General features: G+C 47.8%; 23 protein-coding genes. 15 read left to right on the plus strand and 8 right to left on the minus strand.

Annotated elements, in window-relative coordinates:
* Window positions 1–6 precede the first annotated feature (6 nt).
* The 4 genes from KNP00_RS06430 to KNP00_RS06445 all read left to right on the plus strand — a co-directional run bounded on the left by KNP00_RS06430 (window position 7) and on the right by KNP00_RS06445 (window position 4,151).
* On the plus strand, window positions 7–1,161 hold the full coding sequence (locus tag KNP00_RS06430) for an amidohydrolase (protein ID WP_215143371.1): 1,155 nt from the start codon (window positions 7–9) through the stop codon (window positions 1,159–1,161).
* Window positions 1,162–1,338: 177 nt separating this feature from the next.
* Window positions 1,339–1,905, plus strand: coding sequence for a GNAT family N-acetyltransferase (locus KNP00_RS06435; protein ID WP_215143374.1), 567 nt, complete (start codon window positions 1,339–1,341; stop codon window positions 1,903–1,905).
* A 168-nt stretch (window positions 1,906–2,073) separates the two neighbouring features.
* A complete protein-coding gene (locus KNP00_RS06440) occupies window positions 2,074–2,763 on the plus strand; it encodes a response regulator transcription factor (RefSeq protein WP_215143376.1) in 690 nt (229 codons plus the stop codon).
* The gene (locus tag KNP00_RS06445; protein WP_215143378.1) at window positions 2,760–4,151 is read left to right on the plus strand and encodes a sensor histidine kinase; all 1,392 of its coding nucleotides are present in this window, start codon (window positions 2,760–2,762) and stop codon (window positions 4,149–4,151) included. Before KNP00_RS06440 ends, KNP00_RS06445 begins: the two co-directional genes overlap by 4 nt.
* Before the next feature lie 69 nt (window positions 4,152–4,220).
* On the opposite strand, the gene KNP00_RS06450 is transcribed toward KNP00_RS06445, so the two are convergent.
* A complete protein-coding gene (locus KNP00_RS06450) occupies window positions 4,221–4,508 on the minus strand; it encodes a hypothetical protein (protein WP_215143380.1) in 288 nt (95 codons plus the stop codon).
* Window positions 4,509–4,625: 117 nt separating this feature from the next.
* Between KNP00_RS06450 and KNP00_RS06455 the strand changes: the two genes are divergently transcribed.
* A complete protein-coding gene (locus KNP00_RS06455) occupies window positions 4,626–4,832 on the plus strand; it encodes a hypothetical protein (protein ID WP_215143382.1) in 207 nt (68 codons plus the stop codon).
* Window positions 4,833–4,861: 29 nt separating this feature from the next.
* Here KNP00_RS06455 and KNP00_RS06460 read toward each other — a convergent pair whose 3' ends face one another.
* The 3 genes from KNP00_RS06460 to KNP00_RS06470 form a co-directional block, all read right to left on the minus strand.
* Complete coding sequence (locus KNP00_RS06460; protein ID WP_215143383.1) at window positions 4,862–5,269, minus strand: cytidine deaminase; 408 nt, start codon at window positions 5,267–5,269, stop codon at window positions 4,862–4,864.
* Between the two features lie 94 nt (window positions 5,270–5,363).
* A complete protein-coding gene (gene rlmD / locus KNP00_RS06465; RefSeq protein ID WP_215143384.1) occupies window positions 5,364–6,740 on the minus strand; it encodes a 23S rRNA (uracil(1939)-C(5))-methyltransferase RlmD in 1,377 nt (458 codons plus the stop codon).
* Window positions 6,737–6,946, minus strand: a complete 210-nt coding sequence (locus KNP00_RS06470) for a hypothetical protein (RefSeq protein WP_215143385.1) — start codon at window positions 6,944–6,946, stop codon at window positions 6,737–6,739. Before KNP00_RS06470 ends, rlmD begins: the two co-directional genes overlap by 4 nt.
* A gap of 85 nt (window positions 6,947–7,031) precedes the next feature.
* Here KNP00_RS06470 and yfkAB point away from each other — a divergent pair, with 85 nt between their 5' ends.
* Genes yfkAB through KNP00_RS06485 form a run of 3 tightly spaced genes read left to right on the plus strand, consistent with a single transcriptional unit; the run spans window position 7,032 to window position 9,571 of the window.
* Complete coding sequence (gene yfkAB, locus KNP00_RS06475) at window positions 7,032–8,138, plus strand: radical SAM/CxCxxxxC motif protein YfkAB (RefSeq protein WP_215143386.1); 1,107 nt, start codon at window positions 7,032–7,034, stop codon at window positions 8,136–8,138.
* A gap of 53 nt (window positions 8,139–8,191) precedes the next feature.
* Window positions 8,192–8,386 carry a hypothetical protein gene (locus KNP00_RS06480; protein WP_215143387.1) on the plus strand — a complete coding sequence of 65 codons (195 nt, stop codon included), beginning with the start codon at window positions 8,192–8,194 and terminating at the stop codon, window positions 8,384–8,386.
* A 42-nt stretch (window positions 8,387–8,428) separates the two neighbouring features.
* Window positions 8,429–9,571, plus strand: a complete 1,143-nt coding sequence (locus KNP00_RS06485) for an MFS transporter (RefSeq protein ID WP_215143389.1) — start codon at window positions 8,429–8,431, stop codon at window positions 9,569–9,571.
* A gap of 39 nt (window positions 9,572–9,610) precedes the next feature.
* Here the strand turns inward: KNP00_RS06485 and KNP00_RS06490 are convergent, their stop codons facing one another.
* Together KNP00_RS06490 and KNP00_RS06495 are read right to left on the minus strand one after the other, a co-directional pair.
* A complete protein-coding gene (locus tag KNP00_RS06490; RefSeq protein ID WP_214701154.1) occupies window positions 9,611–9,913 on the minus strand; it encodes a hypothetical protein in 303 nt (100 codons plus the stop codon).
* A gap of 134 nt (window positions 9,914–10,047) precedes the next feature.
* Window positions 10,048–10,992 carry a DMT family transporter gene (locus KNP00_RS06495; protein ID WP_215143391.1) on the minus strand — a complete coding sequence of 315 codons (945 nt, stop codon included), beginning with the start codon at window positions 10,990–10,992 and terminating at the stop codon, window positions 10,048–10,050.
* A 199-nt stretch (window positions 10,993–11,191) separates the two neighbouring features.
* Between KNP00_RS06495 and KNP00_RS06500 the strand changes: the two genes are divergently transcribed.
* The 4 genes from KNP00_RS06500 to KNP00_RS06515 all read left to right on the plus strand — a co-directional run bounded on the left by KNP00_RS06500 (window position 11,192) and on the right by KNP00_RS06515 (window position 15,662).
* The gene (locus tag KNP00_RS06500) at window positions 11,192–13,099 is read left to right on the plus strand and encodes a heavy metal translocating P-type ATPase (RefSeq protein ID WP_215143393.1); all 1,908 of its coding nucleotides are present in this window, start codon (window positions 11,192–11,194) and stop codon (window positions 13,097–13,099) included.
* Window positions 13,100–13,215: 116 nt separating this feature from the next.
* Entirely contained in the window at window positions 13,216–14,142 is a 927-nt protein-coding gene (locus KNP00_RS06505) for a PfkB family carbohydrate kinase (RefSeq protein ID WP_215143395.1), read from the plus strand.
* Between the two features lie 67 nt (window positions 14,143–14,209).
* A complete protein-coding gene (locus tag KNP00_RS06510) occupies window positions 14,210–14,647 on the plus strand; it encodes an NUDIX domain-containing protein (protein WP_215143397.1) in 438 nt (145 codons plus the stop codon).
* 64 nt (window positions 14,648–14,711) lie between these two features.
* Window positions 14,712–15,662 (plus strand): YihY/virulence factor BrkB family protein, encoded by a 951-nt coding sequence (locus KNP00_RS06515; protein ID WP_215143399.1) that lies wholly within the window; start codon window positions 14,712–14,714, stop codon window positions 15,660–15,662.
* 37 nt (window positions 15,663–15,699) lie between these two features.
* Here KNP00_RS06515 and KNP00_RS06520 read toward each other — a convergent pair whose 3' ends face one another.
* Window positions 15,700–16,233, minus strand: a complete 534-nt coding sequence (locus tag KNP00_RS06520) for a beta-class carbonic anhydrase (RefSeq protein WP_240542766.1) — start codon at window positions 16,231–16,233, stop codon at window positions 15,700–15,702.
* Window positions 16,234–16,269: 36 nt separating this feature from the next.
* Window positions 16,270–17,169, minus strand: a complete 900-nt coding sequence (locus KNP00_RS06525) for a 1,4-dihydroxy-2-naphthoate polyprenyltransferase (RefSeq protein WP_215143403.1) — start codon at window positions 17,167–17,169, stop codon at window positions 16,270–16,272.
* 168 nt (window positions 17,170–17,337) lie between these two features.
* Between KNP00_RS06525 and KNP00_RS06530 the strand changes: the two genes are divergently transcribed.
* Genes KNP00_RS06530 through KNP00_RS06540 form a run of 3 tightly spaced genes read left to right on the plus strand, consistent with a single transcriptional unit; the run spans window position 17,338 to window position 21,141 of the window.
* A complete protein-coding gene (locus KNP00_RS06530; protein ID WP_215143405.1) occupies window positions 17,338–18,723 on the plus strand; it encodes an isochorismate synthase in 1,386 nt (461 codons plus the stop codon).
* Complete coding sequence (gene menD / locus KNP00_RS06535) at window positions 18,716–20,365, plus strand: 2-succinyl-5-enolpyruvyl-6-hydroxy-3-cyclohexene-1-carboxylic-acid synthase (RefSeq protein ID WP_215143406.1); 1,650 nt, start codon at window positions 18,716–18,718, stop codon at window positions 20,363–20,365. The genes KNP00_RS06530 and menD overlap by 8 nt, the downstream gene beginning before the upstream one ends.
* On the plus strand, window positions 20,362–21,141 hold the full coding sequence (locus KNP00_RS06540) for an alpha/beta fold hydrolase (RefSeq protein ID WP_215143407.1): 780 nt from the start codon (window positions 20,362–20,364) through the stop codon (window positions 21,139–21,141). Before menD ends, KNP00_RS06540 begins: the two co-directional genes overlap by 4 nt.
* Window position 21,142 lies beyond the last annotated feature (1 nt).

Raw genomic sequence — 21,142 nt, forward strand, 5'->3', positions numbered from 1 at the left:
TGAATGGTGAGTCACTTACTGATCCGAAATGCCCATATTTATCCGATTACTTCAACCCACTTTTACGGAGACCTCCGTGTCCGTGATGGCAAAATTGTCGAGATGTCCGAATTACTCGAACCACTTGACGGAGAACAAGTCATCGAAGCGGAAGGAAACTTTTTATTCCCGGGCTTTATCGACGCCCACACCCACCTCGGCTTATATGACGAGGGGACTGGGTCTGTCGGAAACGACGCAAATGAAACAGTCGAAGCCATGACGCCACATGCGCGTGCAATCGACGGAGTCTACCCGCTTGACGAAGGTTTTCAAGAGGCACGCATGGCAGGAGTGACCGCTGTGCAGGTCATGCCAGGAAGCATGAATGTGATCGGCGGGGTGACGAGTGTCATCAAAACACACGGTCGTTATATTGACGATATGGTCGTTCGACGTTACGCCGGACTGAAGATGGCGCTCGGTGAAAACCCGAAGCGAATTCATAGTATGGGAAAAACAGGTGATCTGACGCGGATGGGGATCATGGGGTTACTTCGTGAAGCGTTCCGTACCGTCGGGTCTACGAAGACGATTGGAACGTTCGGCAGTCAGATGATTCAACTCGCCCTCGATCGTGACATTCCGATTCGCGTCCACGCCCATCGTGCTGATGACATTTTATCCGTGGTCCGATTCGCACGTGAGTTCGACCTCGATTACCGGATTGAACATTGTACGGAAGGTCATCTCGTCGCCGAAAAGTTACAGGAACTTGGTGTGAAACACGTCACGGTTGGACCGACATTTACCCGTAAATCAAAAATCGAACTCCAAAACAAGACGTGGGAAACGTATCGAATCCTCCACGAGCACGGTATGATCGTATCGATCACGACCGACCACCCGTATACGCCTGTTCAGTATTTAAATTTATGTGCGGGTCTTGCCGCACGCGAAGGATTGCCTGTAGACATCGCCCTTCGAGGCATTACAATCAATCCGGCTGAATCGCTAGGCGTCGACGACCGAATCGGTTCATTAGAAATCGGAAAAGACGCCGACCTCGTTCTATGGAGCCACTTCCCGCTCGATTATTTATCAAAGCCCATTATGACGATCATAAACGGGGAAATTGTCTATAAAACAGACCGGGCAGAAACGCATCACGGGGTCGATTGATCTTTATTATTTTTCATAAGATTTTCAACAGATAATTTACTTGCATTTTTAAGAATACTATATAAAATTATCTTGTAACTTCATAAAGCAGCCAAGGCGGTTCGAACAGCGAAGCCAGAAGTATGCTTTCGTTACAACTATTCTTCAGCGGTCTGAAATAGGAGGAGGAATGTAAAGGTGCTCAAATTTCGTGAGCTCACCGACTGCGCGGAGTTGTTCGAACTGATGCAACACCCAGATGTCTTTCCGTATGTCCGTCAAAAGACGGTCCATTTTGACGAGTTTTTATTTAGCACGAAGCAAGTCATCGAGCTAGAAGAGCAAGGAAATCTCATCTCACGTACAATCACGAACGAGTATGGCACCCCGATCGGGACAATCAGCTTGTTCGATGTCGAATCCGGGTATGGATTCCTCGGTACGTGGCTTGGCAAGCCGTATCACGGCAAAGGTTATAATCAAGTGGCGAAAGAAGCCTTCTTCTCAGAACTCTTCTTCGAACTTGACATAGAAAGTGTATTTTTAAAAATTCGTAAGTCCAATGAACGATCGATTGCCGCAGCAGAAAAGCTTTCATATGCATTTTGTGCGAATGAGATTCGTTCAGAGCTACTTGCGGAGATTAACCAAGGGGAAATCGAATATGTTCTATTCGAGGTGTCGAAGTCGAGTTTCCAACTCTACTTGCATGCCCTCCATGCCCCAGAATACGAAGTCCCATACGAAGCTCAACTCGAAGCATAAGCCGATTCTGTCAAAGAATTGGCTTTTTTGTGTCGTTTTTGTGTGGATTTGTTGGAGTTAACTTGTCGCAGACGAATAAATCTGTTCTAATTCGAAGAGATAGGTATGATAAAGGTATGAGGGATTCGTCACAACCCCCGTTAACTGTTTCGTAAAGGAGAATAGCATATGTCAGAATCAACATTTCGTATACTCGTTACTGATGACGAAGAACAAATGCGAGACTTACTTGTATCAAACTTAGAAAAAGAAGGATATGAGACGGTCACCGCCTCAAACGGTCTTGAAGCGATCGATCGTTTGAAAGAGGAGTCGTTTCACCTCGTCTTGTTAGACGTGATGATGCCAGAACTTGACGGATTGACGGCCTGCATGCGCATCCGAGAGTTTTCGAACGTTCCAATCATCTTATTGACGGCACGTTCAGAAGAGCTAGACCGCATTCATGGCTTGAAGATCGGGGCGGACGACTATATCACCAAACCATTTAGCCCGCGCGAGTTGCTGGCTCGAATCGAAGCCACGTTGCGTCGTACACACAGTTTTTCTAAAGAGCAGGATGCGACGTTTGATATCGGCGTCCTCTCCATCGATATTGAAGGACGCGCTGTCAGTGTGAAAGGAAAAACCATCAACCTCACTCGAAAAGAGTTTGATTTACTTTACTTGTTCATCACGAACGACGAAAAAGTATTCTCACGTGAACAGTTGCTCGACCAAATATGGGGAACCGAATACCACGGCAACCTGCGCACGGTCGACACACATATCAAGACGCTACGCTTAAAGCTCGGCGAGGCGGGCGGATACGTTCACACAGTGTGGGGCATCGGATATAAATTCGAGGCAAACGAATGAAGCGATACACGATCAGGAAGCGGATTTGGATTACCATTTGGACAGCCAGCCTCTTCTCAGCGTTCGTGTTTCTAATCATGACCTTCTATCTATACGATAAATTCTATATTCAAACGCAAGAGGACTTACTCATCAATCGCGGGGAGAAACTTGTCACCATCTACAAGGCTGACGGTTTCTCTGATGCGTTCGCGGACAGCATGACGTACACGAATGAGTTAACAGAAACAAAAGTGTTCCTTTCCTCGGTCCGAGCGGATACACTCGGCTCCGGAAAGACGTTTTTAAGGCAACAGGACCTCGAGCGTCTGCAGGACGGATATGCCATCTCCGTCACTCGAAAGCATCCGACCGAAGATGTCGATATATTGATGACCGCCTTCCCTCTCATTCGAGATGGGGAGCTTGATAATGCGCTCATCCTCTACATGGAACTCAGTAAAATCAGTGAGCCGTTCCAACCGATTCGTCTCATGATTACGTTTTTGCTGATCCTTATGGTCGTAAACTTGCTCCTATTCGGCAAACAAATTATCGACACCATCATCCAGCCGCTGATTCAGATGAAGCGCGCCTCTCAAGTGTATGCGCAAGGTGATTTCTCACACCGCATCCCGATTGTGTATGATGATGAGATTGGAGAACTGGCCGATACGCTCAATTCAATGGCTGAGTCGCTCGGCCTCGTCGAGGAACAGCGAAAAGAATTTTTAGCAAACGTCAGTCACGAACTACGTACCCCTCTCTCTTATATACGTGGTTATACCGAAATGCTTCAAGATGAGTCATTAGATGAAAAGACGAAAACGCAGTATTATGAAATCATCGAGAACGAGACGAATCGACTTCAACGGCTAGTCAGCGATTTATTAGACCTCGCGCAATTAGAGCGTGACTCTTATCCAATGACGAAAGAGCCGGTCGTCTATTCGCAAGTGCTTGAAGACGTCCTCTATCGACTCGAGCCGATTGCTCGGGCAAAAGGCGTGACAATCAAGTCAGATTTAGATTTCGATTTGATCATTCTCGGGGACCACGACCGACTCGAACAAGTGATCGGCAACCTTCTCGACAACGCACTTCGCTATACGGAGACGGGCAAGACGATTTACGTGAAGACGTTCGCTGAAACAGACTATGCGATTACAGAAATTCGAGACGAAGGACGAGGCATCCCGAAAGAAGATTTAGATAAATTGACAGAGCGCTTTTATCGTGTCAACAAATCTAGAACACGAAAAGATGGTGGGACCGGTCTCGGTTTGGCCATTGCCAAGCATATCATCGAACGACACGAAGGATCGATTCATTTCAGTTCAGAAGTCGGTCAAGGAACGACCGTCATGGTCGGCTTGCCACTCCTTCCTGAAGAAACATTTGATACGTGATGAGCTTGAAAAGAGAAAGGGGAGACCACCAAAATCCGTGGTCGTCCCCCCTTTTTTTATCGAGCGCTTTTAAATGTCTTTCCCTTTATATTGGTCGACCGATTCTTGCTCGAGTCGTTCTCGCTCGGCATGCGTCTGCGGGAATCCATTCGCCTGCCATTCGGCACGATGACTCGAATCAAGTTGCGTGAGTCCCTGCTCCGCTTCATCTTGATTCGCATCCACACTCTCTCGCTCGTCCATTTTTTGCCATGTGTCGTCTTCCCCACGCTCTGAAAGTAGCGCCGCTACTTTCGGTGCAACGAGCGCAGCTCCTGCGACACCTAGTACAATCCCCATCATTACTTTCCGATCCATCCTAACCCCTCCTTCACTATGCACTCTTCATTCCACCATTTCACCATATCAAAACCATTTCGGAAAACGTTTACAATGTTTCGTCTAGTGGAAAGTTTAGTTGAAGGAGGCGATTGGATGGAAAAGAAACGACCTAAATCAAAACGTCCGTTCGACAACCCGGATGCGGTTGATACGGAGAAAGAAAGCATTTTTGACGAAGAAGGCATGCAAACCGTCGACCCGATTCCGGTCGAAGAGTTGAATGAGCGTGTGAAGGATGAGAAGAACAAACGTCACTCTAAAGACGATTCTGTGAGTGAAAAGAAATATACGGACAAGTAAACAAGCTGCGGACGTTTGTCCGCAGCTTGTTATGTCAAATCTTTTGGTGAAAATCCGTAAGGCAACATCTCTTCTTTCGTCATCACTTTTGTTTCACCTTTTAAGTTTGCGAGAATCAACGTGAAGTCATCGCTGGCAAATTCGGCGATCACTTGTCGACATGCACCACATGGTGAAATCGGACCGTCCGTATCACCGACGACGACGACCGTTTCAATCGAGTCACTGCCTTCTGAGACGGCTTTAAAGATTGCAGTTCGCTCGGCACACATCGATAGACCATATGAGGCGTTCTCAACGTTACATCCTGTAACCTCTTTTCCGGATGTATCGATGACGACCGCCCCAACGTTAAATTTCGAATAAGGTGTATAGGCGCGTTCGCGCGCTTGAATGGCTTGATCGACGAGTTCTTGTACGCGTTCTTTTGAAATCATTGGACGTTCCTCCACTTCTATATTTGAAAAGAGAAGTCTGACATCTGAACTATACCTTGAAAACGCTTACTTCACAAGAGTTGTCACGGAGTCGTCAATATTTTTTCTTTTTCTTTTTCTCAAATACGACGACAGATTCGACGTGAGATGTTTGCGGGAACATGTCATACGGTTGTACGTAGTTCACTTTATATCCCGATTTCATCAACTGATCGGCATCACGTGCGAGTGTCTGTGGATTACATGACACGTACACGATTCGCTTCGTCTTCGACGAAATGATGGAGTTGATCAATTGATGATCCATGCCCGTCCGTGGCGGGTCGACGACGACGACATCAGGAATCCAACCGTCTTTCACCCAACGCGGAATCCAATGCTCGGCACGTCCTTCGACATACGTGACGTGGTCATAGCCATTCTCACGCATGTGATCATTCGCATCATCTACCGCTTCTGGCACGACTTCCATTCCACGAATCTCTTTTGCGTGCGGGGCTAACCAAAGACCGATTGACCCGACACCCGCATAGGCGTCAATCACACGCTCTTCCCCCGTCAACCCTGTAGCCTCAACGACTTCACGATACATCTTTTCTGTTTGTGCCGGATTTAACTGGAAGAATGCGCGCGGAGACAAATGATAATGTACATCGTCCAATCGTTCGTCCATCTTCTCTTGACCTGCGATATGGACCGTCCGATAGCCAAAAATGACACCTGAGCGGTTCGCATTGATGTTCATGTGGAATGAAACGACATTCGGCAATGCCATGATCCGCTCGCTCAATTCATCTAAATCAGGGACATCTTCATGACCGACGACAAGGACGACTTGTACGTCGTTCGTGTTATAGCCTGAACGGACGACGATAGTACGTGCATATCCTGTGTCACGGCGTGCGTCGTAGACGGGAATGTCGAGTTCGTTTAAAATACGGACAATCGCATTGTTGATGTTCGTCGTATCCCGTTGCTGGACCATACAGTGTTCGATCGGTACGAGATGATTCGAGTTCGGCTTGTAGAGTCCCGATACGATTTCACCGCGACGTGTGCCGAGTGGAAATTGTGACTTGTTCCGATAGTACCACGGATCTTCCATGCCAATCGTCGGACGGATATCCGACTTGTCCACGTTGAGTTTCGTCTTTTGACGGAAGGCGTTCCGAACGATTTCTTCCTTATATTCCATCTGCAGACGTGAACTCATGTGTTGGATTTGGCAGCCCCCGCACTCATCGTAAATCGGACAAGGTGCTTTGACACGGTCTTTCGAGTCGTTATCTCGTTTGACGACACGCGCTTCCGCGTAATTTCTTTCTACACGTGTGATTTCGACTTTTGCTCGTTCTCCCGGCAATAAGTTTGGAATGAAGATGACCATGCGATTTACTGTCGCTATCCCTTCTCCATTTATGCCAAGTCGTTCGACTGTGACATCTTTAAAATCTCCTGTAATTAATTTCAATCTGCTTCATCCTTTCGAGACGATTGTTCTAAGTCTTTGGCGTAACGCACCACTTTAGCGCGCAACGAATCAATGTCGGCTAACAGGCGATGTAAATCTTCAGGTGTCGTGTGCTCGTCTAGCGTATTGACCGATAGACATAGCAATTCCGTTCTCGATTTTAGGACGTTCATCTTTCCGGCAGTATCTGTTCGTGATTTACCCATCTTGTAATCGCTCCTTTGGTTCGTGACAAAGAGTTGCTATTATAGCATACTATTTCGTGTATCTTGATGAAAAGGTGGAATCCACATGCAAAACATCTCCCCAACTTTCGACCCGTGGGAAGCGTATCTCGATCAAATTGAACATGGTCGACTCGTCTTGTCTAACGTCGAGGTGACCACAACAAAATTGTGTAACATGCGCTGCGAACACTGTGCAGTCGGTTATATGCTGGACCAAACAGAAGAACCGGAAGTTCCGCTCGACCTGTTGATTCAACGACTGGATGAGATCGAACATTTGCGTGCCTTCTCCATCACAGGCGGTGAACCGATGCTGTCCATGAAATCGGTCCGCAACTATGTCGTTCCATTGTTACGTTATGCGAAAGAACGTGGGGCCCGTACGCAAATCAACTCGAATTTGACGTTACCGTTATCTCGCTATCATCTTATTACCCCTTACTTGGACGTTTTGCACATTTCGCATAACTGGGGCACCGATGCCGATTTCCTTGAAGGCGGATTCGCGATGATGGACCGGAAACCGAGTGAAGAGGCAAGGTTGAAAATGCTTCAAACGATGAAAGATAATGCCCGTGCACTCACCGCTGAAGGAATCATTGTGTCAGCGGAGACGATGATCAACAAACGAACGATTCCGCACTTGAAAGAAATCCATGAAGAAATCGTATCGCTCGGTTGTCAAAGACATGAAGTTCACCCAATGTACCCCGCAGACTTCGCTAGCGCTCTCGAATCGGCATCGCTCGCTGATACGCGACAAGCCATCCATGACTTACTCGACGTCCGTGACGAGAACGTATGGATGTTGTTCGGTACGTTGCCATTCTATGCTTGTTCTGATTTACCCGAAGATCGCGCGTTATTGAAACGACTTCACGAGACAAAAAATGTGACCGTTCGAAACGACCCGGATGGCCGTTCACGTCTCAATACAAATATTTTTGATGGCCAGATCATCGTGACCGATTTCGGTGATGAGCTCGGTTCACTAGGCACCGTATATGACACGTCATTCCAAGAAGCTTACGATACATGGACGAACAGTCAGTTGAATGCTACACTCTCTTGTCACTGCCCTGCGGTGAAATGCCTCGGTCCAAACGCGTTGGTCAAACAAGCCTATTACCCGACTGTTGATTTCAAATCACGCCGCGCTACTTCGTTTTAATTATTTCATTTAGGGAAATGTTCTATATATTAAATGAATCGAGGTGTGTGCAGATGACAGCGATTTATATATTGATGATTACCGTGATGACCGTCATCATCTTCGGTGGTGTGCTTAGCATCTTATTGACAGCCGCATTCGTTTCAGACAAAGTAGATCATGATGAAATGTTTAGTCAAGGTAGTTGGGATGATGAGTTGCTACACTTGAACCATTCCACACAACCGATTGACGACACGAAAAGCTGAGAGAATTCTCGGCTTTTTACTTTGACTTCTCGAGGTGACGCTATGCTCCGTTTTCGTTTTATGATTTTATTATTGATTGTCTTCATTTCCGGTTTGATTCAAGGTGCGCTCATCCCACTTCTCTCGACGCTGATCGAACGGGACGGGGTACCGGCTTGGGTGAACGGCTTGAATGCGACGATGCTTTACGTTGGGGTGATTGTCTCCGCGCCGCTTCTTGAGCAATTCGTCCGAAAATATGGGTTTCGACCGACGATTGTCCTCGGGATCGTGATGACGGCTTTCGCGACCTTCGCCTTGCCAATTTGGCCTTCTCTACTCGTTTGGGCGATGATGCGTTTCTTCATCGGCTTCGGCGACTCCGCCCTACATTACGGTTCGCAAGTATGGGTCACATCCGCCAGCGAGAAGAGAAGTCTCGGTCGAGCGATGGCATATTACGGTATGTCGTTCAGTCTCGGTTTCGCGGTGGGACCCTTGATCGCCCCATTCGTCGATATATGGTTTTGGCTTCCGTTTTTAATCATCGTCTTTTTCTGCCTCGCTTCATTGATGCTCATCTTTAAAGTCGAAAATGAGTTCCCTGAAATCGAGAAAGTGGAAACGGATTCGAAGGGACGGATCCGATTGATTCTGATTGGTGCGGGCTATACACTCCTCCCCGCGTTTACATACGGGTTCCTTGAAGCGAGCTTGAATGCCAACTTTCCAATCTTCACGTCACGAAACGGGATGAGTTTGACGGAGACGAGCACGCTCATCACGACGTTCATCGTCATGTCAATCGCTGTGCAGCTTCCTCTTGGTCGTCTCGCAGACTTATACGGTAAGAAGCGGATCTTACAAATCGTACTGACGTTTGGCACCTTCGTATTCGCTTTGGCGAATCTTGTTGTCGATTCCTATATCGGTCTACTCTTCCTATTTGCACTTGCCGGCGCCGGGCTAGGATCGACTTATTCACTCGGTTTGGCACATATGACAGAGGTGCTTCCCCGTTCCTTACTGCCGACCGGAAACATGCTTTATAGCATCTCATTTAGCATCGGTTCAATCTCAGGTCCGATGATTGGGGCCTTCTGGTTGTCTTTACCGAAAGAGGTCTATTTCTTTATGTATGCCGTCATTCTCGGTATTCTAGCGCTCCGACTCTTCACATCGACCGCTAAGCCAATCGACTTATAAACAGAGGCAGATGGTTCCCATGAACCATCTGCCTCTGTTTTATTCCACTACTCGTTCCATTTCGTCGTCGTTCAACTGTAAAGCTCGGATGAAGACTTCGTCTAATGCAAAAGGTTCCGTGTCTAACGAAGCGAGTACATCGGACTTTAGCGTCACCTCGACGACACGGTCATTGAACTGCCATCTCGTCTGAATGTCATCACCTTGTCTCGTGGCGCGTGTCGCCACCGGGCCGTGACGTTCTTTTAAGCTTTGACTCACGCACTTCATCACGTACTTGACGTATTCATCTTTCGGTTGACGCGAGATGAGGATGTTTCGAACGATTCGATTCCTAGCCATTGTTGCCCCTCCTTTCTTTTCAATGATTCCGCACGCAAGTCTTTACAAACGAAGACCGATTTTTCGAACTTTAAAATTCAGAATTTTTAATATATTTTGTCACGGTATTGCATTTTCGTCAACTCCGTCTCTTTTCAAACAACGTTCTGTCTTTTCTTCGTACGACGCCCTTGAAAATAAGTGGACAAATAAATGCCGACAATAACGAATCCGAGTCCGACCACCGCATTCCACGGAATCGTTTCACCGAGTAAAACTCCGGACAACATGACCCCGAATAAAGGGACCAAGAAAATGTAAAGTGAAACTCGACTGACCGGATTATATTTCATCAATGTATTCCAAAGTGTAAAACCAATTGCCGACAGCATCGCTAAATAAAAGAGGAATGCGAGCGTCTGTCCTGTATACGGCATCGAAACCCCACTCGGGTCTAACATATATCCGATGAGGAGTAGTCCGATCGAACCGATGACCATCGCCCAGGCTGTCATGGGAGCAACATCATATTTACTAGCATAATCTTTTGCGATTAGATTCCCGAACGCACCTGACACCATCGCCAAGATGAGTAAAATCTCTCCTAACCCAAAACCAACTTCAGATCCAGTCGCCGGCCAGTTTGCGATGACAATTCCGGAAAAACCAAACGTCAAAGCAAACCCCTTCAATCGATTCAACTTATCGTCTTCATATCGGAAATGAGCGAGAGCCATTTGGAAAAAAGATGTCGAACCGGCAATGATCGATCCTTGTACCCCAGTTGAGATTGAGAGGCCAATATAGAAGAACAAGTACTGCAAGAACGTCAAAAATGAACCGAGATGCGCATACGCTTTAACCTTTTCACGTGTCAATCGGACGGACCGTTTCAATACGGTCTGACTGATGATGAGCAATAGAATCCCTGCGAGCAAAAAACGTTCGCCTGCGAACAACAACTGCTGTCCGTACTCATTCGATTGAATATCTAGTTTTTCATAACTCAGTTTGATGAACGGGAACGCACTTCCCCATAACAATGTGTTGATTATTGCCAACAACGCCACTGTCCACGGCCGTTGAAATATATTTTGCATGACATAAAAACTCCTTATTCTTTTTATTTGTGACTCATGGTCACGCGTGTTAAAATAAACCTAGATAATAATTATTATAATTAAATCATTCTCAAAAAAATGACTAAATATCATGATTTTAAGCCAATTGAATATGATAATCATATTCAATCATTATCATTAAAACGAGATTCATTCTCAATTAGGAAGAAGGGATTAGATGAATACCTCAACAATGACACACGAAAAAAGGCACGTGTTTAAACGGGCCAACTGGTATGAACATATCGAATTGATTATGGCGCTCATTAGCGGTGTATTGATTGTACTCGCTTATATTGCCGAAACACAAGGAGGAGCCTCTTGGATTTATGTCAGCCTCTACTTAACCGCCTTCTCCATTGGAGGATACGCGAAAGCGAAAGAAGGCATTACAGACACGATTGACACAAAATCATTGAACGTCGAGCTACTCATGATCATCGCTGCCATCGGTGCCGCTTCGATCGGCTATTGGATGGAAGGTGCGATTCTCATCTTCATTTTCGCCCTGTCTGGCGCGCTCGAAACGTATACAATGAATAAAAATGAACGTGCCCTCGAGTCGTTGATGGAACTTCAGCCCGAACAGGCGACCCGCCTCACCCCTTCCGACGAGCTCGAAGTCGTGCATATCGACGACCTAAAAGTCGGAGATCATATTTACGTTCGTCCTGGTGAACGCATCCCTGTCGATGGTCGTATCACGAAAGGGAATGCGTCTGTAGAAGAGGCAGCCATCACAGGTGAGTCCGTACCTGTCGATCGTCAAGTCGGGGATGAAGTGTTCGGTTCGAGCGTCAACTTGAACGGCGTATTGACGATTGAAGTGACAAAACGTGCGACCGAGACGTTGTTTCAAAAAATCATTCAAATGGTTCAGGAAGCGCAAGAAGAAAAATCACCGTCCGCTCAGTTCATCGATCGCTATGAAGGACGATACGTTCAAATCGTCCTCTTCTCCGTCGCGGCAATCATCTTACTCGGACCACTTCTCACATCATGGTCTCTTGAAACGAGCATCTATCGTGGCATGATTCTCCTCGTCGTCGCTTCCCCTTGTGCACTCGTCGCGGCAATCACCCCCGCGGCACTCGCGGCTATCGCCTCTTCGGCAAAACACGGCATCTTGTTCAAAGGCGGCGCTCATATCGAGAACATGGGACGCTTAAAGGCCATCGCTTTTGATAAGACCGGTACACTCACCATCGGGAAGCCGATTGTACAAGAAGCGCTCATTTCGAAAGAGTTACGCGAGGACGACGTGAATCGAATCGTCAGTTTGATTGAAGAGCACTCGATGCACCCACTCGCTGAAGCGCTCGTCTCGTATACCGGAAAGCATGCAGGTGAAATGACAAACTTCAAAGACATCACAGGCTCTGGCATCGAGGCAACGATTGATGGTCTGACATATCGTGTCGGTAAGCAAACATTCGCCGACCGGAGCGGTAATTTTTTTGAAAAAGATGTAGCTCGCTTGAAAGAAGCCGGTCATACACTCGTCTTCATTAGTGACGAAACACGTACAATCGGTGCATATGCTCTCCGAGATACGCTACGACCTGAAGCAAGCGTAGCGATTCAGCGACTGAACGACCTCGGGATCGCCACCATTATGATTACCGGAGACAACGAGGCAACCGCCCGTGCCATTGCGAACGAAGCCGGACTGACGCGTTTTATCGCTGAATGTCTGCCTGAAGAGAAAGTGTCACAGATCAAGGCACTGCGTGAAGAATACGGTTCAATCGGGATGATCGGTGATGGGATCAACGATGCACCGGCACTCGCGACCGCTGATGTCGGGATTGCAATGGGAGAAGGGTCTGATGCGGCTCTCGAAACGGCAGATGTCGTCTTGATGAAAAATGACCTCGTCCGCTTGAGTGATGCCATTCGTCAATCACGCAAACTTAATCGAATCGTTCTTCAAAATGTCATTTTTGCACTGAGCGTCATCCTCGTCCTGATCGCAACGAATATATTCGAACTGCTCATCATGCCTTTTGCGGTCATCGGTCACGAAGGGTCTACCATTCTCGTCATCTTAAATGGACTTCGACTCCTCACCTCATCGTGGGAGTGACCTATTCGACAAATTAGAATCGACGATTGAAACAAGATGTCGATTTCGTTATAATTGAAACAATATGTCTAATTGACTGAAACAGATCGAAAGATTGCTTAAAGGTGGTACAAGATATGAATACGATTGCAGTCATCGGCAAGGTGTTTGTCGATATTAAAGGGACTTCTTTTGCACCGCTCCATAAGGATGCGAAGAACGTCGGCGACATCACTTTCTCCAATGGCGGAACAGGTCGAAACGTTGCTCAAAACTTAGGCGTTCTCGGCAACAACGTTCGTTTCGTCTCAACCGTTACAAATGATCAAATCGGAGTCGGTGTACTCGATGAGTTACGTTGCTTAAACGTAAATGTCGATGGCGTTGACATGCTTGAAGATAATGGCATGGGTATGTGGCTCGCCGTTATGGATAACAATGGAGATCTCCAAACGTCCATCTCAAAACAACCTGACGAGGCACGGATGGAGGAAGCCATCTTACGTCAAATCGATACGGTTTTCGAAGTGAGCGATGCGGTCGCAATCGACTTAGACTTGTCGGTCAACGTATTGAATGAAACGATTGAGCTTTGCCGTGAAATGAACTTACCACTTTATGGAGTGTGCGGTCACCTTTCTGTCATTGAACGAAATCGACATTTACTCCAAGGATTCACCGGATTCATTTGTAGTCGTGAGGAAGCAGAAATCTTGTCCGATATGTCAATCGTCACCGTCGACGACGCGCTTCGTGTCGCAGAAGTACTTGCGATGAAAGGCGCCCCCCTCACCATCGTTACGATGAGCGAGCTAGGGGCCGTATACGTCGACATTCGTACGAATGAACAAGGTCATGTGCCGACGACGAAAGTAAAAGTCGCCGACTCTACCGGGGCGGGCGATTCCTTCTTCTCGGCTGTCATTTCCGAACTGATGAAGCAACATTCAATCGATGATGCACTTCGTCTAGGAATGCGGGTCGCTGGTAAAGTGATCGCATCGCACGAGAATGGGTTAACACAAGACATGTATGAATCATTAGAACAACCTGCTCAAGATTGAGTTGAACGCATCGGCGAATCGTCGGTGCGTTTTGTGCAAAATGACAGGAACGAAAGGAACGATTGCAGTGGTTCGAACAAAATTGAGAAGCGCGATTATTCTCGTGAATGACCGAGACGAAGTCGCTTTAATCCGACGCGAGAAAGAAAATAATTTGTATTACGTGTTTCCCGGCGGCGGTGTCGAGTATGGTCACACGACAGAAGAGACTGCCGTTCGTGAAGCATTCGAAGAACTTGGGGTTCATGTCGATTTAGAAGGTCTCGCCGCCTACGTCGTGTTCAACAACGAGTTAAACCCATATTATTGGGCCAAAATAACTGGAGGGACATTCGGCACCGGGACAGGGGAAGAGTTCCAAGAAGAACAAACGAACGGTTCGTATACCCCTATGTGGATCAAGCGATCGGCCTTACCACACCTTCCGGTTCGCCCCCCTTCTCTCGCCGAAACATTAGCCTCTCACCAGTCACGTTTCTATGATTTGACGCTGTCTGAGGAATAATCATGTGTATCCTCGACCGAATCCGGGAATCGATTTCTAACGATTGAGTCAGGAGGGTTTCATGATGGCAATGACAGAAGTGAAAGAAAAAAAGAATTGGCTCTCATTCGGTAAAGAGTTGTTCCGACGATTTAAAGAGCATGATGTACAAGACTACGGGGCTACACTGGCGTTCTTTTGGTTTTTATCCATTTTCCCCGGAATCATCTTCATTTTGGCACTATTATCATTTTTTGATATCTCACAAGCTTCATTTCAAAACCAGCTGAATGATTTGGCACCTGGGTCAGCCGCTTCGGAATTTTTGAATGGGATTTTCGAGGCGATTGGCGAACCGAGGGGCGGCCTGTTATCTCTCGGTGCGATTTTAGCGATTTGGTCCGCTTCGAAAGGAGTTGATCGTCTCGTGACGACTTCACTCCACGCTTATGGCGAAGACGATGAACGGAACTTTTTCGTCAAAAAAGGGTTGGCGCTCGGATTGACGATTTTACTCGGGGTCGGGATGTTACTACTCATCCTCTCGAACGTGTTCGGTTCTCAAATCATCTCGTTCGTGACCGAATATCTTCCCATCGATTTGACCGGGGCCGAAGAGACGATGATTAACGTGTTTCGGTACGTTTTGACGACGATCGTCCTCATCTTGACCCTTTCGATTTTTTATAAGCTCTCTCCGCAACAACATGTGTTTTGGAAAAGTACCATTCCAGGGGCCATTTTTGGGGTCATCGGTTGGCAACTCGTGTCACTCGGATTTAGCTTGTATGTCTCGAACTTCGGAAGTTATGATTCGACGTACGGTTCGCTAGGAGGAATCATCGTTACCTTGCTTTGGTTACAATTGACCGGGATCATCATCCTCATCGGGTCCGAAATCAATGCGACGTGGATGCGTTTCTTCAAATCACCGAGCGAGCAAGAATATGAACGGGATTTCAAAAAGAACAAAAAGAAAGCAAAGCAGAAGCAAGAGGATGACTATGACGACATCCCTACAAATACGTACGGATGACAAAGAAGGAGCACGTTCAAGCTGAACGCGCTCCTTCTTACGTTTCAATCGGGTCGAGTCTCCCCGTTTCTGGGTCAATCAAAAATCCATGTACGTTTGTACCTGGTGGTAACAACGGATGGTCTTCAATGAGATGGACTGAATGTCTCACGTTCTCTTCAACCGAGTCAAAGCCGTGCAACCACTTCTTCAAATCCATCCCTGACGATTTCAATGTTTCCAATGTTCGAGAGTCAATTCCACGTTTATTCATTTCTTCAATCAAGACAGTCGGCTCAATCGCCGCCATGCCACAATCATAATGGCCGACGACCACCACCTCTTCCGCCCCCAATGCGTAAAGGGCGACTAAAATCGAACGCATGCCCGAGCCGAAAGGATGCGACAAGACCGCCCCAGCATTTTTAATAATTTTGGCGTCACCATTCTTTAGCCCTAGCGCGTGAGGTAACAGTTCTGTCAAACGTGTATCCATGCAAGTCAATATAACAATTTTTTTATCCGGAAACTTATCAGATACGAATGGCTCATACTGCTTTTCCGCCACAAACCGTTTATTAAATTCAAGCATGTCTTTTATGACTGACACGTGCTCGTCCCCCTATCCTTAAAGAACAAATCTCGAGACGATGAGTCCGACGACCACCCATGTCCCGAACAACGTATTCACTTTCGCTGTCATCGCCATCGCCGGCATCAATGCCAACGGCTCTGCTTTTTGCCAAAATCGTTGAATCGCCCGTACCATAACCGGAATGGTGAGCAACGACAATAAAACCCATGGTGTGATTCCGTAATACACGACTCCAACGATGATACCGACTAATGCAGCAATAAAAAAGATTGCGAGCACGTAAACCGCGCGTCTATGACCAACGAGACAAGCGATGGTTTTCCGCCCGTTCTCTCGATCGTTATCCAAATCGCGGATGTTGTTCGCAAGTAAGATCGCTCCAATCAACACCGCCATCGGAAACGATACGACGAGTAGTTCTGTCGTCACTTCATTGACTTGGATAAATCCCGCGATCCCAATAATGACATACCCCATGAATACTCCTGCGACAATCTCGCCGAATGGTGTATAGGCAATCGGTAGCGGACCGCCGGTATACAAATAGCCGACAAGCATGGACAAAGCACCGACCCAGAGTAAGTGCCAGCTCGTAGATGCGGCAATGTAGAGACCGAGTAGTGCCGACACCGCGTACATTCCGAGGGCAATCGTCAATACTTGTTGCGGCGTAAACCCATCACGCACGATAGAACCACCAATTCCAATCGACCCTTCATGATCAAGCCCACGCTTATAATCATAATATTCGTTAAACAAGTTCGTTGCGATTTGGATGAGGACTGACGCCGTCAACATGGCCAAGAAAAGTCCCCACTTCAAGTCAGTTTGATTGAGAACGATAAACGTCCCAAGCAATACCGGGATAAAGCTTGCTGTTAAGGTATGCGGGCGAATCATTCGCCAATACGCTCCCTTTGATTTCTGTTTCATTTCCTTCCCTCCCTTCGTTAGTTTACGTCTCGAAGAAAAAATCTGTCAACGCCAGCCGTTGTTCCCCCACTCTATATCATTTCCCGAGCATTTCATACGCAGTTGGGTCGGCTACTCGTGATACACTAAAGAGTGAGAATTCTATCGGATTGAGGAGGCTTTTCGTGTATGCCAGATACTCAAACACATATAAAACAACGAATCGAACAAGCCCATAAACGGGCACGAGCTTGGCAACGACCGGTCCTCGCTTCGTATACATGGGAGATTTCGGAGTTCGATGCTTTTCAAATCATCCAGAACACCGATTCGTCTCACTATTATTTCATGACACCGGACCGTTCGCTTGAGATGCTCGGGTGTGGTGACGCGCTCGTATTGAGCGCTTCAGGACCGGAACGATTCCAGCGACTCCAATACGACTGGAGTTTACACCGCCGAGATGTCGATGCGACCATCTATGCGTTTGCCGGTTTTTCATTCGATACATTCATGAGACCGCAAAAAAGCATGTGGGATGCCTTTGGGGAGGCATCGCTCGTCGTTCCAAAATTTCTATATCGTCGTCATAAAGATAAGCATACGTTGACAGTGGCCACTCTCGTCTCTTCGAAGCAGTCCGTCGAACAGTATTTGATTCAATTGGCGGATCAGCTGGCGCAGTTTCATTCACTTCACCCGACAGACGAGTCGGCACCGTCTTATACGAAAGTGAAAGACGGCATCGACCACTTTAAATCTAGTTTTCAACAAGCGAAACAACTGATCGAGGAAGAGCAGGTCGAAAAGATCGTCATCGCACGAGAGGAAATATATCAACGCTCTGATGACGCCTTCCCATTCGCTAAAAGTTTAAAGCACTTAGCGGATCATCAAGAGTCAAGTTACATCTATCTGTATCAACCGAAGTCCGACATCGGTTTTTTCGGGGCGACGCCCGAAAAACTGATTCAAAAAGAAGGCATGCAACTGAACACGGCAGCCATCGCCGGGACGACAAAGCGTCCTGATACGGAGATCGAGTCCGCCCTTGCAAAAGAACGGCTATTGAACGATGCAAAAAATCGCGAGGAACACCAGATTGTCGTGAAAAATATTAAACAGGCTCTGACGCCTTACACTGCACCGATTCAAACGATCAGTACACCGCAAATTTTATCAAATCGCTCTGTGTTTCACTTGCACACACCAATCCAAGCGAAACTAGAAACGAACGCTTCTTTATTATCACTAGCAGAGTCATTACATCCGACACCAGCGCTCGGTGGCTCACCGAAACGAACGTCGGTCCGCCTACTTCGTGAAATCGAGCGCTTCGACCGCGGATGGTACGGCTCACCATTTGGTTGGATTGACAATGAAGGTGATGGCGAGTTCGTCGTCGCGATTCGCTCGGCTCTCGTCCAACACCAATTCGTCGCACTCTATGCAGGATGCGGGATCGTCAAAGACTCCGCACTCGAGCAGGAACTTGAAGAGACCGAAATGAAAATGAGTCCAATCAAACAGGCTTTGTTTGATTCGACTAGTCGAGGGGGCGAGCTTCATGAATAAGGCGTTGACCGATTCGGTAGCGTTCATGGTGAATCGACTCGTCACGTCCGGTGTGAAAGACGTGGTCATCAGCCCTGGGTCGCGCTCGACCCCACTCGCGATGGCCGCATATCTTCATCCATGTATCCGTCATCACGTCATCGTCGATGAACGCTCTGCCGCTTTCTTCGCACTCGGTTTGACGCGTTCTTCGGAAACAGTTCGTCCTGTCGCCCTCATCTGCACGAGCGGGACGGCGGCGACAAACTATTATTCGGCCGTGACAGAAGCGTTCATCTCTCAGTTGCCGCTCATTGTTTTGACGACCGACCGTCCACATGAACTGCGGAATGTCGGTGCGCCTCAAACAATTGACCAGGTCCGCTTGTATGGTGAACAGGTGAAGATGAGCGTTGACTTACCCGTGCCGGAGGAAGCGACGATTTCGTTCGTACAACAGACGATCACTCGGTTCGTCAATCTGTCTGTCCAAGCACCGATGGGACCCGTCCATATAAATGTTCCGTTCCGAGAGCCGCTTCTTCCGGATATCGAGCGATTGAAACAGAAGCTGACAGGAGACCTGAGCACACCCGAGAGACAGAGCATTCGTCCGACGCAAACCGACCGAGATCTATTTTCGGAGCGGACAAACGAAAAACAAATCGCTTTCGTCGTCGGACCGTACACACCTTCAGCTTGGCATGACGAGATTTACAAGTTCGCTACAGACCGACACATCCCCGTCTTCGCCGACCCTTTGAGTGGCTTGCGTCGCTTCGACCATGTCTTGACGAATTATGACACATGGCTTGCGAGCGAGCACCGAACCGAATGGTTACCGGATGTGTTCATTCGTTTCGGGGCAGCACCTGTTTCGAAACGAATGAATCAATGGATGACTTCGGCAGACCAACTCGTCATTGACGAACCCGGCTCTTATCGCGATCCAAGTAGCCGTGCGACCATCTGTGTCGGAGACGCACTCGACTTTCTACCGCTCATTGAACCAGCTAACGAACCGACATATATTGAGCGATTACAATTCTTTGAAGACATTGCCGAGTCCGAAAAGTCGTCGCTTCAAGGCGAATCTGAACTGACGAAACGACTGCTCGATACGTCGATCGAACGCCTATTCGTCAGCAACAGTATGCCGATCCGAGACGTGGATACGACGCTGTCGGCTGGGACGAACATACACATTCTCGCCAACCGCGGCGCGAACGGGATTGACGGTGTGTTATCTAGCGCACTCGGGAGCAGCTATGATACGACCCACGCCGCTCTATTGATTGGTGATTTGGCGTTCTATCATGACAGCAACGCGCTTCAACTTTTGAAACATCATCCCGGAAAGTTCTCGGTCGTGATCGCAAACAATAATGGAGGCGGCATCTTCTCCTTTTTACCGCAAGCCTCTATCGAACCACAACTGTTCGAAGATTTGTTCGGAACACCGCTCGATTTGAACATCCGCGGCTTTGCTGAGACGTACGGCTTGTCCTATCGTCTGATCCATCGAGCCGAACAGATTCAAGAAGCGATTGAAGACGGCATTCACTTAATCGAGTTCCCATCGAATCGTGAACTGAATGTCACTGCACATCGAAATTGGACGCAATCGGTCTGCTCCCGTCTCATCGTGGAGAATGAGGCATGAACATCGACCTCCGTGGCGTCCGATATGAGGTGTGCGTCCGAGGTGAAGGGAAGCCTGTATTATTTATACATGGATTCACCGGGAGCGCCAAATGGGTCGATTCGATGCCGATATTACCCATCCGCCTCGTGTCCCCATCACTTCTTCAACATGGAGAAAGTGAGCACCCTTCTGTCAACCGCTCTACTATGAGCCAACAGGTGAAAGATATGTCTCGGTTGTTAGATCTAGATGACCGCCCTTGGACTGTCATCGGCTATTCACTCGGTGGAAGAATCGGCTTAACGCTCGCCGCATGCGACAAGCGTGTCGAACATGTCATCGGGGTCAGCACGACTCCCGGCCTCCGGTCATCTAGAGAACGAGCCGCACGGCGTCGCCAAGACGAAGAACTTGCCCGTTTCATCGAAACTGAGGGACTTCCTGCATTTGTCGAACGGTGGGAGAACCTGCCGCTCTGGCGACAAACGGAAGAGATGAAACGTTCACTAAGGGAAGACCGCCTCGCCCAACACCCCGAGGCCCTTGCAAATAGTTTACGAGCCATCGGGACCGGTCATATGCCTTCATTGTGGGGAAGATTACGTCAGCTCCCTCGCACCGACCTCATTGTCGGGGCTGAGGACCTAAAGTTCCAAACGATCGCACGCCACATGCAAACAGAACGATCTGATATAGCAATCCATGAAATTTCAAACGCAGGACATGCTCCACATATCGAGAACGCATCAGAGTTTGGTACAATAATAAAGAAATTGATTTTAGGGGGTATATAAA

The sequence above is a fragment of the Exiguobacterium qingdaonense genome (assembly GCF_018617855.1).
In the GTDB taxonomy this organism is placed as follows: Bacteria; Bacillota; Bacilli; order Exiguobacteriales; family Exiguobacteriaceae; genus Exiguobacterium; species Exiguobacterium qingdaonense.